General features: G+C 34.8%; 16 protein-coding genes and 1 tRNA gene. 2 read left to right on the top strand and 15 right to left on the bottom strand.

What is annotated here, in order from left to right; translation table 11 throughout:
• Window positions 1–189: 189 nt before the first annotated feature.
• The 5 genes from ABWU36_RS05410 to rseP are packed head-to-tail and all read right to left on the bottom strand — an operon-like array spanning window position 190 to window position 7,522.
• Window positions 190–3,033, bottom strand: coding sequence for an FAD-dependent oxidoreductase (locus ABWU36_RS05410; protein ID WP_265017471.1), 2,844 nt, complete (start codon window positions 3,031–3,033; stop codon window positions 190–192).
• A 29-nt stretch (window positions 3,034–3,062) separates the two neighbouring features.
• Complete coding sequence (gene fabZ / locus ABWU36_RS05405) at window positions 3,063–3,503, bottom strand: 3-hydroxyacyl-ACP dehydratase FabZ (RefSeq protein ID WP_253309601.1); 441 nt, start codon at window positions 3,501–3,503, stop codon at window positions 3,063–3,065.
• A 4-nt stretch (window positions 3,504–3,507) separates the two neighbouring features.
• Window positions 3,508–4,059 (bottom strand): OmpH family outer membrane protein, encoded by a 552-nt coding sequence (locus ABWU36_RS05400; RefSeq protein ID WP_253309600.1) that lies wholly within the window; start codon window positions 4,057–4,059, stop codon window positions 3,508–3,510.
• Window positions 4,060–6,396, bottom strand: coding sequence for an outer membrane protein assembly factor BamA (gene bamA, locus ABWU36_RS05395; RefSeq protein WP_353273110.1), 2,337 nt, complete (start codon window positions 6,394–6,396; stop codon window positions 4,060–4,062).
• Between the two features lie 7 nt (window positions 6,397–6,403).
• Window positions 6,404–7,522: an RIP metalloprotease RseP gene (rseP, locus tag ABWU36_RS05390; protein ID WP_353273109.1), complete on the bottom strand. Its 1,119-nt coding sequence runs from the start codon at window positions 7,520–7,522 to the stop codon at window positions 6,404–6,406.
• A gap of 100 nt (window positions 7,523–7,622) precedes the next feature.
• Between rseP and ABWU36_RS05385 the strand changes: the two genes are divergently transcribed.
• Window positions 7,623–7,901 carry a succinate dehydrogenase assembly factor 2 gene (locus tag ABWU36_RS05385; RefSeq protein WP_182158663.1) on the top strand — a complete coding sequence of 93 codons (279 nt, stop codon included), beginning with the start codon at window positions 7,623–7,625 and terminating at the stop codon, window positions 7,899–7,901.
• On the opposite strand, the gene ABWU36_RS05380 is transcribed toward ABWU36_RS05385, so the two are convergent.
• The 3 genes from ABWU36_RS05380 to ABWU36_RS05370 form a co-directional block, all read right to left on the bottom strand.
• A complete protein-coding gene (locus ABWU36_RS05380; protein ID WP_182183710.1) occupies window positions 7,876–8,202 on the bottom strand; it encodes a cell division protein ZapA in 327 nt (108 codons plus the stop codon). The two genes, ABWU36_RS05385 and ABWU36_RS05380, sit on opposite strands and share 26 nt — an antisense overlap.
• A gap of 72 nt (window positions 8,203–8,274) precedes the next feature.
• Window positions 8,275–8,553, bottom strand: coding sequence for an HU family DNA-binding protein (locus tag ABWU36_RS05375; protein WP_010963035.1), 279 nt, complete (start codon window positions 8,551–8,553; stop codon window positions 8,275–8,277).
• 29 nt (window positions 8,554–8,582) lie between these two features.
• Window positions 8,583–10,235 (bottom strand): 30S ribosomal protein S1, encoded by a 1,653-nt coding sequence (locus ABWU36_RS05370; RefSeq protein ID WP_353273108.1) that lies wholly within the window; start codon window positions 10,233–10,235, stop codon window positions 8,583–8,585.
• Window positions 10,236–10,382: 147 nt separating this feature from the next.
• Between ABWU36_RS05370 and trmB the strand changes: the two genes are divergently transcribed.
• Entirely contained in the window at window positions 10,383–11,048 is a 666-nt protein-coding gene (gene trmB, locus ABWU36_RS05365; protein ID WP_253309594.1) for a tRNA (guanosine(46)-N7)-methyltransferase TrmB, read from the top strand.
• A 1,317-nt stretch (window positions 11,049–12,365) separates the two neighbouring features.
• Here the strand turns inward: trmB and ABWU36_RS05360 are convergent.
• The 7 genes from ABWU36_RS05360 to trxA form a co-directional block, all read right to left on the bottom strand.
• Window positions 12,366–13,094 (bottom strand): putative folate metabolism gamma-glutamate ligase, encoded by a 729-nt coding sequence (locus tag ABWU36_RS05360; protein ID WP_353273107.1) that lies wholly within the window; start codon window positions 13,092–13,094, stop codon window positions 12,366–12,368.
• A gap of 1 nt (window position 13,095) precedes the next feature.
• Window positions 13,096–13,575, bottom strand: a complete 480-nt coding sequence (locus ABWU36_RS05355; RefSeq protein ID WP_264687902.1) for a dihydrofolate reductase — start codon at window positions 13,573–13,575, stop codon at window positions 13,096–13,098.
• The gene (gene folP / locus ABWU36_RS05350) at window positions 13,572–14,852 is read right to left on the bottom strand and encodes a dihydropteroate synthase (RefSeq protein WP_253309582.1); all 1,281 of its coding nucleotides are present in this window, start codon (window positions 14,850–14,852) and stop codon (window positions 13,572–13,574) included. The genes ABWU36_RS05355 and folP overlap by 4 nt, the downstream gene beginning before the upstream one ends.
• The gene (locus ABWU36_RS05345; RefSeq protein ID WP_353273106.1) at window positions 14,852–15,247 is read right to left on the bottom strand and encodes a dihydroneopterin aldolase; all 396 of its coding nucleotides are present in this window, start codon (window positions 15,245–15,247) and stop codon (window positions 14,852–14,854) included. The genes folP and ABWU36_RS05345 overlap by 1 nt, the downstream gene beginning before the upstream one ends.
• Window positions 15,248–15,278: 31 nt before the next feature.
• Entirely contained in the window at window positions 15,279–15,938 is a 660-nt protein-coding gene (locus ABWU36_RS05340) for a CADD family putative folate metabolism protein (RefSeq protein WP_253309584.1), read from the bottom strand.
• 78 nt (window positions 15,939–16,016) lie between these two features.
• A tRNA-Ile gene (locus ABWU36_RS05335) sits at window positions 16,017–16,093 on the bottom strand.
• A gap of 42 nt (window positions 16,094–16,135) precedes the next feature.
• Window positions 16,136–16,459 (bottom strand): thioredoxin, encoded by a 324-nt coding sequence (gene trxA / locus ABWU36_RS05330; RefSeq protein ID WP_253309585.1) that lies wholly within the window; start codon window positions 16,457–16,459, stop codon window positions 16,136–16,138.
• Window positions 16,460–16,566 lie beyond the last annotated feature (107 nt).

Raw genomic sequence — 16,566 nt, 5'->3', positions numbered from 1 at the left:
TAGAGAAACCGGTCAGATTAGGTTTTTAATCTAATCTGACCGATAGCTTTAATAGTGAGGTAAGCTTTAATATAGCATTCTTAATTCACAATGCTACACTCGTGCATAATTTATTTTTAATTTGTGCACGAGCGTTAGTAAATTATTTACTTTTTGAAATAAAATTTGGCATCACTTTAATATCCAGACTTAGTAAACCTCAGTTGGGCTTCCAGTTGGACCCATAAGAATTACTTGTTCACCTTCTTTAAAACATTTACATAAATTAGTGGAACCGCCAGTTTCAAGCACAATAGTGGAAATAATTCCTTTTTTTTTGTCTACTTCAGTGCCGGTTACGGCTATACCTTCCATAGCAAGGTTCGTATTATTGGCTTTTCTGCTATTGGTTTCAAAATTTTGCAACCTAAAGAATTGTCCAGGTTTAAAATTCTTTGCCGCAAGTGGTGCTTTGATCACTATTTCCACAACTTTGTCTGTTAAATATTGAACTTTTATAACCTTTGCAGTGAATTGCTCTTTGATTTTATTGAAAAATTCTTTGTTAGCCAGATCTTCAACGCTTGACCACGCATTTTTTTTCTGGATCTCAGTGTCAGCTACTTGGATGACATCTTTTTTGGTGAAAGTTACTCTTACATTACAACATTCATACAATTGTGCATATGACTCCGAGATTCTAGCTGGAGTGACAGAAACGAAGCTATTAACTCTATTCAAAAGCTGGGAAATAATAGGGTAGCCGTTCTTAGCACTTGCCATAGCTTTCACGACGCTGCCGCTATACGAAGGATGAAGATCACCAAAAAAGCTAATTGTTTTATTGCCTTGCTTATATACTAATATTCTGTCTTTATTCTGCATCTTAGGAGAAAATATTGGATCTATTTCTTTTCCTGATGAATTCAAATGAGTAAAATACCCATTGCTTAATTTAAAATGCTTTTTATCTTCTGTTGCAATAACTGTATTTGGCTCAGTACCTGCTGCTATAAAAATAGAACGTGCTTTCATGCATTTGATTTCGCCGGATTTTGTGTCTATTAGTTTTATTGATTCAGCATGATTATATTTATCCGTCACAACTTCAACTGGCTCTAAGTTTTCAATAAAGTAAATCCCTTCTGACAGTGCATTTTGCACCTCTTCGCTATTTAATCGATAACTTGGCGAATCTTTTAGCTCTTTTCTATATACAACTTTCACTCCCCCCAAACTCTGCATTAACTCTAATATTTTTATTTCTCTACTCTCTTTTTTTGCTAACTTTTGCTTTTCTCGGATCAATTGTGCGTGCGATATAAACTCATTCGCAATTTCGCGCTCTTCCTCTGTCCAATCTTTTTCAACATAGTCTTTTCCATATTTACCAACCAATACCTCGTAACGAAGAAGAAATTTTTCTACTTGAATTGGATAATACGCTAAAGCTTCAGTAGCAGTGTCAATTGCAGTAAGCCCAGCCCCTATTACAACTATCGGCATACGAACTTGCAGATTTGCTATAGAATCAAATTTAAGAGCGCCAGTCAGTTGTAACGACATAAGAAAGTCAGATGCCATACGCACTCCACGAGCTAGCATATTCTTTATTTTTATCATTCGAGGCTTACCTGAGCCAAGCGCCAAGGCGATGTGATCAAAACCTAGATTGAAGCTATCTTTCACGGTAATTGTGCCACCAAAACGAATGCCGCCATAAATTGCAAAATTTTCACGTCTTTCTAGTAATAACCTGATAATTTTTAAGTAATTTTTATCCCACCTAGAAGTAATGCCATATTCTGCCACTCCACCAAACCCACCTGCCGTGCGTTCACTCAATTTTTCGTGTTCAAAATCTTTAATTAGCTGGAAATTATCGATTAAAGGTTCAATCTTTAGTCCATCAATGGCGATAACGTTATGCCCATCATTCAACAAATGATGAGCTAAATTAAAACCAGCAGGACCAAGGCCTACAACTAGAACGTTTTTTCCGGTGTTTTCTCTTGGCAATGAACGCTGAAAATTTAAAGGATTCCAACGGCTGAGCAGAGAATATATTTCAAATCCGTACGGTAAACTAAGCACATCATCCAAAATCCTTGTTTCAATCATTGGCACATTCACGGGTTCTTGTTTCTGATATATGCACGAGTTCATGCAGTCATTGCATATTCTGTGCCCAGTAGCCGCACATAATGGGTTATCTATCATCACAATTGCAAGGCTTGCTATGCTGTAACCTTCGCTTTTCACCAGATTCATTTCTGATATTTTCTGTTCTAGTGGACAGCCATGCAGCTCAACTTTTAGTGGGGACTGTTTAAAAGTATTGTCGTTATTAATTAGCCCCTTTGAGCAGCTGTCCTTATTTTGCTTATGACAGAATATGCAGTAGTGAGCGTTATCTAATGCTTTGTTCAAACTCACCTTTTTGCTTGTTAGATCAAAACCATATCGTCTTTTTACTTCATTTGAATACAGCACTTCAACTTTGTCTACTTCTTTTTTAGAAAATGGTATGAGATTTTCATGGTCAATTTTCCTATGGATACTAAAGAGTATACTCCGTTTATTTTTTACTCTCCACACTGCATATTGTGCCGCAAGTTCTATTTCTTCTTTGTGATTTTCTTTATCTTCAAACCAATGCATCACCTGCTCGGCAAAATTTTTTTCTGTTGTTGGCAAAGTGAGAAAATGACTTAGTTTGTTAGTAATATCTATATTCGCCACATTAATGTATTTCTTCAATGCGTAGCGTTGGACAAATAACCTTTTGCATTTATATATCACAGCAAAGTCATTGTGTTTTTTCTTTAGCTCTTCTATTTCTTTTTCAATGTTGAAAAGTTTTGCAATAAACTCGTCAAATAAATATGAGAGGTCTATTATTAACTGGCTATCACCAATCTGATTTTTCCTTGCTTCAATTAATGAACAAAACAAGCTTTCATCACATGATTTAATATAATTCAAAAATGTCTCATCCAATTTTATTAATCCACTGCGAGTATATAAATTTGAAAATGAGATATTAAGCTGCATTATACAGTATGCACACTGTCTTTTGTATATTACGTATTTTGTAGCATAGCTAAAATCGTTGCTTCTGCAACCTTTTCTTCACCAACACACGCAATACACTCAAATTTACATGCACTTAAACGTGCGTTTTTAACATTAGCTTGCAGAATCAGTGTGTCCCCTGGAGTGACTGGCTTTCTGAATTTTGCATTTTCAATAGACATAAAGTAAATAGCTTTGTTTTCTATTGTACCTTGACTTTCTTTACCAAGAACACATATAGCAGATGCTTGAGCTAGCGATTCAATTATCAAGACTCCTGGCATTATTGGATGACCAGGGAAATGACCAATAAAAAATGGCTCATTAAAAGTCACATTTTTGATTGCTTTTATACTTTTACCAGGATCACACTCTATAACCCTATCTACTAAAAGAAACGGATAAGAATGTGGTAGTATTTTTATAATATCACTGATATTAAATTGCATAAGCCTACTCAATGCCTTTTAAAGCAAATTCAGGTATTTCCTTGTTTATATTGTTTAATACCATATCCGATAAATCAACTTCATCCATAGAGTATAAAACTTGTTTCTTTTTTGAAATAAATAGTACTAAATCTATGTTGTTTTTTTCTGCCGTTTTTTTAGCAACTTCTTTTATCTTGTTAAAAACACTCTCTACTGCATCTCTATAACTTTCTTCTAAATACAACATTTTTTCAGCGTAAGCATCTCTAGCATTTACAGTATGCTTATTAAACTGTTCTGTCTTTTCCTTTTTTGCTTCTTCTGACAAAAGTTCAAATTCTTCTTTTGATGGCTTAAGTTTTTCTAACTCACTTTCAAATTCTTGTTGTAATCTAGAATTCTGCTCCTTTATTTGTTGTTGTATGTTTCGCAGAGCAAGAGATTCATTGATAACTTTATCACTATCAATAATGGCAGCCTTTGTGTTCTGAGGTTGATATCCTGCAAACTTATACCCCACAAATAAGGAAATAATTAAGGCAATAACTGATATAAATAACTGTATATATTTCATTCAAATCCCCGCTTCAATAGAAAATTTAACATTTGGTGATGGTATTATATCATAAGATTCCTTTACTAAAGGAAACCCAAAATCTAATCTAAGTCTACCAAAAGGAGAAGGCATTGAAAAGCCAAAACCTGGTGACACTCTTATAAGCTTACTATCATTATATGGATCTTTATATTTCTCATTTTTATCATCTAAGCCAAAAAGTGTTGCATAGTCAACAAATAATGAGCCTTTGATACCAGCATAGTCATATAGTTTTGGTAGTGGAAAATCTACTTGCTGTGTTAAATTAAAATAAGTTTTGCCTCCCAATGAGCTTTTATTTTTGTCTTCTGATCTTGGTCCAATGCCGGAAAGGTCAAACCCTCTAATCTCATTACCCCCTTTAAAAAAGTGCTGGCCAATGTTTAGATCTTCATCGGTATAAGAAAAAATATGACCTGCTGCCATCTTAAAGCGTAGTATTATGCTATCGTCAATTTTACTTAATATAGGATGCGTGTAAAAAGACAAGAACTCAGATTTTAGGAAGTTTACATTCCCTCCCAATCCTGAAATATCCTGACTTAAGCGCAGTAAATACCCTTCTTTTGGAGTATAGAGGTTATCCAGTTTATTATACGCTAATGTGTATCCTACTGATGAAATCTGATGTTCACCTTCTTGCCCCTTTATTATATCAGAGATGTCATTGTCTTTTCCATCCTTATTATCCATATGTATACGGTTATACTTGTAAGAGTAGCGAATGGAATTAGTTAAGTTTTCTATAACTTTGTATGATAATTTTGTTGAAAATCCCATGTCACAACTGTCGAAGCTAGTGTGTGGTTTATCTTGTTTTTCATAAAATACGCCCACACCTAGTGATGTATCAGAATCGTTAAAATTATTTTCAACAACCTCTACATTAGTAGAAAGTGAATATTGATTTTTCTCAAGAGCAAAAGAGAGCTCTTTACCACTACCAAATAAATTACGATCTGTGAAATCAGTTTTCACAAATGCTCCACCAGGAAAGGACATACCTCCTGCTAAAGATAATGAAGCAGTTCTTTTTTCTTTAACATTTAAGTCAAGATTTACTGCATTGTCATTAACTGCGTAACTATTTACTTTCACTGTTTCAAAAAAATCACTACTAATTAGTTTTTTACGTGATTTTTGAATCTCAGATATATTGTATGCATCACCTTCTGCTACACTTAGCTTACTTCTGATCACTTTATCTAAAGTGCGATCGTTACCATCAATTGTAATTTGATTTATATAAATCTTTTTACCCGGCAGCACTCTGTAGGTCACATCTACAACATTGTCACGTTGTGCATACTCTGGATTAACTTTTGCAAATATATATCCTTTCTCATTTAAATACTTGTTTATTTTTTCTACTGTATTATTAATTTTAACTCTATTAAATATCTTATCGTTTTCCTCTGTTATAAAGTCCAATATTTCTTCTTTTAGGCTTAAATCCTGAATTTCAGTTTCAATATTAACCTCATTATTTCCAAACAAATATTGCTGTCCTTCGTCAATCAAAAAAGTCAATTCTATCTGATTGTTATTATCAATCTCAACAATCGGTTGAATATTATTTTGAATATATCCCTTAGACGAATAAAAACGATCGAGCAATTCTGTGTTAATCAATAAATATTGTGGTGAATAACGAGTTCCGCCCTTAAACATGGCTCTAAATAACTTACTAAATATGTCATTACTATGCACTTTAATAGCTTGCTCTAGCTCGTTTTCAGAAAAGTTTTTGTTACCTATAAATCTTATATCCTTAATTTTAGAGGTTTTATCTTCTTTTATTTTAAAAATTAGATTGACCCTATTACTATCAAGCTTATTCAGCTCATATGCAACGTTAACACCAACCTTACCGTTATTTCTATAAGTAGTGATTAAATTCATTAAATCGTTTTGCAATTTTGTTTCAGTGAAAATAGTTAGCGATTTTGATTGAATTACATTATTTAGCAGCTCTTTGCTGTTAAATAATTTATTACCCTTTAATATTATCTTGTTAATTAGTGGATTTTCTTGAATTTTTACTACTAAATTTTTTTTATCATCGATATAAGCGTTAACACTAGCAAACAACTTTGTTTTATATAAACCTTTTATAATCGAATCTATATCATCGTCGTCTACATAGCTACCAGGTTCTAACTTTATATAAAACCCTATTGTTTGATTGCTTACTCGCTCATTGCCAATGCATTTGATATCTTTTATCTGTACTTTTTCCTTATTTTCTAAAGCAACAAGTAGAGCGGGAAAGGAGATAAAAATTACTATTAGTATGTAAAATAGCTTTTTCATATTTATTTTAAAAAAGACTCCTAATATCATTCGAAATTGCAATTGCCATCAGCAAGAACAAAATGAAAGCACCAAAGGTAGCCTCATATTTTTGATATTTCAAACTTAAATCTCTACGTATAACTGCTTCTATAATATAACGAAATAAATGCCCACCATCCAGTAGCGGAATTGGTAGCAAGTTAATCGCAGCTAAATTAGCTGAAATAATTGCCATGAGATACACAACCATAATAAATCCTTTTTTGGCTGATTGCCCTGAATATTTTGCAATTTTTATTGGTCCACCTATTTCACTTGCACTTCTCTTACCAACGATAATTTGAAAGATAGCTTTGATCGTTAAGCACATAGTGTGGTAAGTTTCACTTACTGATAAGCTCACAGCCCCAAGAAAAGATGACTGCTTTAATGTATTGACTGAAATAATCCCTATAGTTTCTCTTTCTATTATGTTGCCAAAAACATCTCTACTCTCAATTGTCAATGGAGTCAGGCTAGTTCTACGCTCCTCATTATTTCTGCTATATTTAATTTCCATTCTCGTCTTGGGGTGCGACATTATCACACGTGAAATATCTTCAAAGTATTTTATTTTATGTTCATTGATTTGTGTAATAGTGTCACCTGGTAATAGGCCAGCTTGTTTGGCTGCACTTCCTTCAATTACATCCCTAATCACCGGTGGAGTGCGGTAATAACCTGCCGTGCTAAAAAATATTGTAAAAGCTATAACAGCAAGTATCATATTTGCAAAAGGTCCTGCAAAAACCACTGCTACTTTTTTATACCGCGGTTTTGTATGAAATGAATACAACTTTTCTTCTTCAGTTAATTCTTTTTGATCAGCTGGGACACTCGCTGCATTAGTATCCCCTAACATTTTAACATAACCACCCAATGGAACAGCGCTTAGTTTCCATCTAGTTCCAGACTTATCGTTAAAACCAAAAATTTCAGGACCAAAACCTATAGAAAAAGATTCAACTTTAACTTTGCATGCTTTGGCAACAACATAATGCCCATATTCATGCACAAACACTATAACAGAAATGATTAAGGCAAATGACAAAAAACAATATATTCCATCGCTAAATTGATGAATAAGATTAGAAATTAATTCCACCTGTATATTTAGATCTTAAACAAATGTTAAGTATATTAAAACGCGCCTCGCTTGACAAGTATTTAGTTTAACTTTTAAATTAAAAAAAAGTTTAATTGTAATGACAGATACCTCACTACTCAGAAGAAAATTGATGTATAGAAGCTGGCATAGGGGTTGCAAAGAAACCGATATACTTTTAGGGCATTTCGCATTGAAATATCTTGATAAATTTTCCTTGAGCGAACTAATCGAATACGAAAAAATAGTTGATCTTGATGATTACGAATTATATTGTTACATAACTCGTAAGACAAACCTCCCTCCTGGCTTAAATAGTCAGATAGTCAATTTAATTGCTTGCTTTATTGAAGCTAATCCTTTATGCACTCAAGATTAGTGATAATCTTATTTACCTTATCTAGTACCTCAATATATTCTATTCTTTTCTCGTTTCTATACTTTTCGCGCTCTTGATTTGCTTCATCCAACCGCTTTGTTAATTCTAAAATTTTATCCTCAAGAATTAGCGCTGCAAGTAAGAAATTTAATGCATCCGAACCCTTACCTCCAGTTTTTTGAGATACAGAACCAACTAGCTTGTCAAAACTATTAGCAAGACGTAATAAATGGCTCTTTTTCCCACTTTCGCAAGATATTTTGTATGTGTTATTACGTATAACTATTTCTACTACTTGCATATGGTGCTAAAAATTTCTATCGTACAGTATAAACTCAAACCCCTACTTTCATCTTATTTATGGTATAAATTTTTATTCATTTATCAAATCAGATAATTTTTTACTGCTACGAAAATATGTTTTAAAGTATTGATTCTTTGTAAACTTCTGTAACATTAAATGGCTTGTTTCTTTCAAGTTATAACTTCTAACTGAAAAAGAACCAAACCCCCTAATTTCAACTCTATTATGATGCTTCAATGTGCTTGAAAGTATCCCAAAAAATCTATCAACTATAGCTGCTATAACAATCTTATCTAAAAAAGGATGTCTTTTTGCTACCCTCGCTATTATATCAGACTTTGTTGCCATTTATATGAAGCCAAAATAAGTAAACCTTATCACTTAGCAGATAATACTATGTTATATTCTTCAACACCCAATACTTCAACTTCTATTTTTTCTGATATAGAGAACTTTTTATTTTCCGGTAAATGCTCTTGATCTATTAGAAGGGTTACATCGTTCTCAACTTCAACGACCAGTCCATTATCTTCTCTCTTACCTACAATAACCTGTATTTTATCGCCTACCTTAACTTTCTTTATCAGTTCTTCAAGAGGATCATACTCTATTTGTTTTATTCCAAGATAAATTCTTGCCCGATTCACGTTAGCCCTTATTACTTTTGCTTCTATTTTATCACCTACATTATACTTCTTTATCTCATCTGAGCTATTTTTAGACCAACTTAAATCTTTCACATATATTGTCCCTTCTACGTTCTCATCTATTTCAGAATCATTGAAAGCAACAGATACATATGAGCCGGTATTATTCTTCACTTCACCAAAAACAATAGAACCAGGAGGATATTTCTTGATAAATACTTGCCAAGGGTTGTCTACACACCTTTTCATGCTTAAACTCATCCTACTCTTAGCAATGTCAATACTGAGAATTTTTACATATACTTCTTGTCCCCTTGTTACAAGACTACTAACTGGTAAATTACTCTTAACCCAAGTTATTTCTGACGAGTGCACTAAACCTTCAATTCCAGGTCTAAGCTCAACAAACAATCCATAATCTTCTATGCTTGTTACATAACCCTTATGCACACTATCAACTGGATATTTTGACTCTGCATCTTGCCAAGGGCTATCTTCTAGCTGCTTCACACCCAAGGAAATTTTAGCATTTTCCTTATCTATTTTTATAATTTTAACTTTTATAGTCTGGCCACAAGCAAAAACTGCAGATGGATGACTCACTCTACTCCAAGAGATATCTGTAATATGTAGCAATCCATCTATAACTCCCACTACATCTGATTCATGAATACCGACAAATACACCGTAATGAGTGATGCTTTTTATTTTTCCTTCTATTATATCGCCTTCATTTAAAGATTCTAAAAATTTAATTTTTTCACCAGCGTGCAATTTTTCTAACACCAGCTTTCTTGATACTACAATATTACCTTGCTTCTTATCCATTTTAAGCACGATGAACTTTTGTTCAGTTTCAATAAGGTGCTTCGCGTCTTTTACTTGCTTCAAATCCACATGACTCAGCGGTAAAAAAGCGCTTATTCCGTCACCAAGATCAACAATAAAACCACATTTAATTGAGCGTTTAATAACTCCGCTTACTTCAGCTCTTGTAACTGTATCTTCTTCCAACTTATTCCATTTCTCGTCTCTAATTGCTTTTTCACGGCTAAGAACAACATTACCATGATAATCTTCAATTCTTTCCACATAAACTCTAATTTTCGAGCCAATAATGATCTCATCATTACAACCGAGTTCCTTGATCAGAATTCTCCCGTCAGACTTTAAACCAATATCAACCACAACGTCGTTAGGGTTTATTCTTGTAATTACACCTTCTACCACATCTCCTTCTTTAATTTTGTTAACAAAAGAATCTTCAAACAAGGCATTATCTTGATCCTCAAATTGGCCTTGACATATCTCTTCTATAAACTTGTTTGATGATAGCTTTCTGATAGTAACCGGTAGATTTACAACTGGATCATTATTATTCATGCAATGTGACCTTTAATTTAAACTTTATTAGAACTCATATATTATATAATATTAATAATTATTGACAAGTAATTTTTCGTTAATTCATTTCGAGAATTGTTTAAGCTATATAAAATATAGTGAGAAAATTATATATGTATCAAGAATATGCTATTTAAGAATAGCAAGTGGATTAGATCGTTCTCCAGAAGGTCCAGGTTAAAACCGGATGTTGATGAAATATTGGAAAAATATTCTATTCAAAACAGCAAGGAATCTATAGAGAAGATTGTAAATTCACGAAAAAGAATATGGGTAGAAATAGGCTTTGGCAACGGTGAAAATATGCTTTACCAGGTGCTCAATGAACCTGATCTATTATTTATAGGATGTGAGCCCTACTTAAAGGGGGTTTCTCGCTTGCTAACAAACATAGAAATACAAAACATAAAAAACATTTTAATATGGACAGAAGATGCAAGAGAATTGATTGCAAATTTTCCTGACAACAGTGTTGAAAGATTCTTTATTCTCTTTCCAGATCCATGGCCAAAAAGAAGTCACAATAAAAGACGATTAATTAATACGGAATTTTTAAATTTATTAGCAAAAAAAATACTTATAACAGGGGAAATATTCATTGCAACCGATCATCAGGACTATGCAGAGTGGATAGCATCACATATAAAGCAGTGTAACTCTTTAATCTATAGGGAAGACGATTTCACAAGTTATACTCTTACAAAATACCACAAAAGAGCGCTCAAAGATCAGCGTAAAGTAAGGTTCTTTAAAGTAAGTGTTATTAATAATTTGCAGACTATGGATCAATAGAGTTTTTGCATATCTCTTTTACGTTAACTATAGATTAAAAATAATAAAAAAAGAGGGAGAAATAGAGTAAATTCCTTTAACTACTTCTCCTTATGAAGGAATAGACTTCTTGCATAACCCAAACTAATACCAATTCTCATTGTTGACCAGTCAAATAGGAGACATTGGTATGACTACTTGGATCCAGCCTTTCCATCCAAGACGGCAGTGCCCTGACTACTTGAATCCAGAAAAAAGAATGGTGTCATGAAAGTAGCTGACACTGGCTTCCATCCAAGAGGGTGTCATCCAAGTAGCCCTTTGTTGTCATCCGAGTAGCCCCTTTCTCGTCATGCCGCCGCGAACCGTCATACCGTCACGGTATCTCTTAGCCGCTAACAAGCAGCGGGATGACGAGTTACTATACCGCCGCGGTATCTCTTAGCCGCTAATAAGCAGCGGGATGACGAGCTTATCGTTATGCCGCCGCGAACCGTCATACCGTCACGGTATCTCTTAGCATAGATCCCGCTAACACGTAGCGGGATCTATACCGCCGCGGCGCTAACAAGTAGCGGAATACTTAACCGTCATACCTTAACATAGATCCCGCTAACACGTAGCGGGATGACGAGGCTTATCGTCATACCACCGTGAACTGTCATACCGCGATTCATTCGCGGTATCTCTTAGCATAGATCCCGCTAACACGTAGCGGGATGACGAGCTTATCGTCATGCCGCCACGAACCGTCATACCGCGATTCATTCGCGGTATCTCGGCATAGATTCCGCTAACACGTAGCGGTATGACGGTTGTCGTTTAACTATAAATATTAAGAAATTTACCAAACGAAAAAAAGGCAAAAGAAGCCCTAGTCATTGTCTACTTTCAGTATTGGCGTTTTTTAAGTCTTAAACACTGCAATTTAGCTGCTTTTAAATGCAACTCACCTTTGTTTAAATGTTTAAGAAATTTACTAAGCAGAAAAAAAGGCAAAAGAAACCCCGTGTTAGCTAGTTGTCACTCTCTAATCCTGCAAATTGGCGTACTATACTGTCTTAAACGACTTATAAGCGCGTTTCAGCTTATATAGGTAAAAACCCAGAAATGTTGTGAAGACATAAGGTGCACATAGTGCAAAAAATTAAAAATAAGACGCCAACTACGTTGTTTTCTTGCTGTTTAATCTGCACAGATGAAGATAACTGAATACCTTCACTATCATAATAAGGGGGCTGGCGAAGGGTGTCAAGTAAGTTTTTTCGTTTCTATTCCCAATAAAAGTTCGTTATATGGTTATGCAAGAAGTCTAATAGCAGATTTTTAAGTTTCTCTTTAACTCTTTAACCAGCGGGCTCCCATGAGGAGAGGAGAGTAAAGATCTTTTTTCATAGATATCTTAACACTTTTTTCTTCTTTTGTAGTTGGCGGACGAGTAAGAAAGTGAACCTTTGGTGCACCACTAATTATTGCCATTGGTGTTTGCTCTGCCCCTTCTCCCATAACTAAAACAGCAGATGTTGCCAGTGCATCAAGAAGATTGACTTGTGTTACTTGCAGTGATTGATTATAAAGATCTGGCTTGCCTATATAGGAATAAAGTGGTTCAAATCCACACCAACCAAGAGCAACGCCCGTAATCCCACGACGCATAGGTGTTACATTACTATCTGTAATCAAAATACCAAGATGTTTTATGCAGTGTTTTGTCTTGAGATAATTCCATATTGACAGAGCTGTTTTCTGAACATCTTTTGGATATAGAATATATACCTCATTACCATTTGATTCATCAATACCAGCAGATGGAATTAAGATATTATCTTTAATCGTTAAACAGATACTGTGAGCCACATCAACAACTGCATCAGCTTCCCTTTTGATTAGCTCTTCTTTAGAACAAGCAGTTTTGCAAACCACTTGTTTTTGACAAATGGAAATGATTTTTGATGTGATAGCAAGAACAACTTCCTCTTTTAACAAATTTGAAACATAGCGATCAAGAACTGCTTCTAATAACTCGCCGCATTCAATACGATGGGTGTAAATTGCTTCAAAATGCATATTAACGTGTTAGCCTGCATATAGTATAATCTTTTGTTTGAGCAAGAGCGGTTTTATACCATCCATCAAGAAGTGTTAAGTTGAAATATACATCACCTTTATAAAGTCTGTGAATTTCTGTTATGATAAACTCTGAGATTAGATCATACTCCAAAAAAAGGTGCGCTATTTGTGCTCCACCAATCATAAAGACTTTAGAACTACTTTGGATTGACAAAAACTCTTGCATAGAAGAAATAATAGTGCACTTTATACCTCTATTAAAACAAGAACTTAACTTGTTACGAGAAAAAACAACAGGGATACGATCCTTCAATATGTTTTGGGGTACTATTTCAAATGTTTTTCTTCCCATAACAATAACTTGTTTGTCAGTCACCTGACGAAAATGATCTAACTCACTTGGATAATGCCAGGGCAATCCATTATTTATTCCAATTACCCCCTTGGGATCAACAGCCATAATTCCGATAACTATCATCCCTGTAAAGCAGCTTGAGCTGCAAAAAATCGCATGTGATCACGCACATTATGCACTCGAAGGAAATCAACCTTGTTGTGCAATGCAGATGATAAAGCAATTGTTTCTAAATCTCGGTTAAAGACAGGTTCTGTAGAAAAAGAAGAAATAAATGACTTTCTAGAATGGCCAACCAGAACTTTGCAGCCAAAATTTTGTAACGTTTCTATACTGCGTAAAATCTGGATATTCTGGTACATAGATTTGCCAAAACCAATACCAGGATCAATAATGATCGAGCTTTGATCAAAACCTAGAGCTAGTAATCTATTAATGTTCCTTTCTGCCCAATTATTTATGTTATCAATTGGATCAATGTCACTTGGGATAATGTTGTCTCTATGTGGTGGTATGGAAAGTGAGTGCATAATAACGATGCCACATCCACTGCTAGCAATTGCTTTTAAGGTATTATCATCTAGATCTCCCTTCTGATCGTTTACCCAGGCAATGTTGTAGTGCTCCAAAACGTTCAAAATAACATCTGGCCAGAAACTATCAATGCTGACTTTAATATCGCCAGCTTTCATATAATCGCTAAGATTATCAAGTACTGGCTTTAGACGTGCATACTCTTCCTCTGGGATCTGCATTAAAGATCCAGGTCTTGTTGATTGAGCACCAAGTTCAACTATGCTTGCACCATCTGATAACAGCCGCAGTGCCTGCTTGGTTGCTTGATCTGAATCATAATAAAGACCACCATCTGAAAATGAATCAGGAGTAATATTGACAATACCTACAAGCTCTGGTGAAAGCGTAAAACTCCTTAAAAAGCAATCCTTAATGTTAGGGTTAACAGTACCAAACGTTTTGTTAACTACTGCCATGGGGCTCAGCATTGCCATCAAGTGAAGCAAAAATGGTCTGTTTATCAATTCTGGGTGAGGAATTCTAAGGTAGGGTGTATCGAGCGTTAGATCATCCCATAACAAAATATCCAAATCAATAACGCGAGGTGCCCACTTTTCATAGACCTGCGAACGGCCAATATCACACTCAATTTGTTTTAGACCTTTTAATAGCTCTTCGGGAGAAGAAGAACAACTTCCATAGACAATCATGTTGAGAAATGGCTTATCCCACTCAGGTGGAGCACCGTTTGGTAAAATGGCCTTAGTTTCTAGAATGATCGAAGACTTTAAATCTTTAAAATAGCGTTCCTTTAGTAACTGAGCAGCCCTTTGTAAATGGGAAAAGCGATTTCCTATATTTGAGCCAATAGAAATATAGATCATTAGTTATCTTCCTGTTCTTGTAATGTATTACAATAAGTAAAGAGAACACCTCCATGCACACCGGGAACGGGTGGTGCAACTTTGTGAGTAGTCACTCTTATGGAAGAAATAATATGTTTTTTTTGCACCAAAAGATTATTAATGACTCTGTATATATCATGGGTTAAGTGCTCGATTAAATTGAATTGCTTGCTTTGAACGAGAGATTGAATACTCTGAACTACCTCCAAGTAGCATATAGTATCCTCAAGCCGGTCAGTTGTAAGTCCTAAAGGGGGGGATTTAAAGGTAAAATCAATATTAACACTAACTAATTGAGAATGAAACTTCTCTTCTGCACTACATCCTAAATGAACCCAAAGCCGCAGGTCAGATATAAGAAGATTACATTGCATTTTAATATCACTGAGTTTAATCTACTTACAATTAATGACACACACTAGCGTTCATCATCCCGTCAAGAAAACCCCACAAGAGTTTTGCTCCTTTTTTAGCGCCTTGCATGGCTTTCTCTTGCTCTTCTTCGCTTAAGTCTGCAATAAGATTTGCACATTCCTCAGAATGCCATTCATCAGCATGCATATGAACCGTAAAAAATTGAAGAGAACGCTCATCACTTATTGAATAGTGTTTTTTTAAACCTTCAATTTTAGACTTAGAAACCTCTGGAGTTTGACGTTCATAAGCATAAAGTGCACCCAAACCGGAAGCAAAGTCTGATCGTACAATATCAAAGTAACCATCAACTAACTCCTGTGTCTCTTTAATCTGTGCATCCTTATGGAGATCAGACCGTGTTACACCAAGCCCTTCAGCAAAACGTTTCCATAACTCTGGGTGATTTTCATCACCTTGTTCTTCTTCTATCAAATTACCAAGCAAAACCTGTCGCATTTTTAGATCTGGGCACAAAAAATGTATACCACTGATATAACGAGGAAACGCAGCAACGTGGTGATAATATTCTTTAGCATAGGTTTGTAAAGCTTGCAAGCTTAAGCTTCCTGTATTCCATGATTGGTAGAATGGATGATTTAGTAAGTGCAACTCATCTAACTTATTATTCAAAGATTTAGTAAATTCCATTATTTCCTCTATTATATCAACATATAATTCATATACTATAGTTTTCTCATTGTTACGATCATGCTAAGATCAACACAATGGTGGGATTGGTAGGACTCGAACCTACGACCAATTCGTTATGAGCGAACTGCTCTAACCGACTGAGCTACAATCCCTTTTATCAATATTTATAATACACACAAAAGCAAATTTGTCTATTAGCTTATTTCACTATCAACCCAACTTAGCAAATCATTTGTTGCACCAATTTTGCGTGCAATTTCCTTACCATCTTGAAATATGATTAAAGTGGGTATAGATTGCACTCCATACTTACTTGGCACTTCAGTCCCTTCATCTATGTCGAACTTGCAGATCTTAATCTTGCCTTTTCTGTCTTTAGCCAACTGTTCAATACGCGGCATTAGACTTTTACATGGCCCACACCATTCTGCCCAAAAGTCTATCAGAACAAACCCTTTATAGTCAGTGACTTCAGATTTGAAATTTTGATCATTTACTGATATAATGTCATCACTCATAAAATACCTAAACTTAGAACGATTGCTTGTAAAATATAGCGCATCAATCAACAGTTAATCAACTAAATTCTTCTGAAAAATTGCCCTAAAGTGTCTTGCACAAACAA

The sequence above is a fragment of the Wolbachia endosymbiont (group A) of Portevinia maculata genome, assembly GCF_964028525.1.
In the GTDB taxonomy this organism is placed as follows: Bacteria; Pseudomonadota; Alphaproteobacteria; order Rickettsiales; family Anaplasmataceae; genus Wolbachia.
This window is presented reverse-complemented; position numbering and strand designations above follow the sequence as displayed.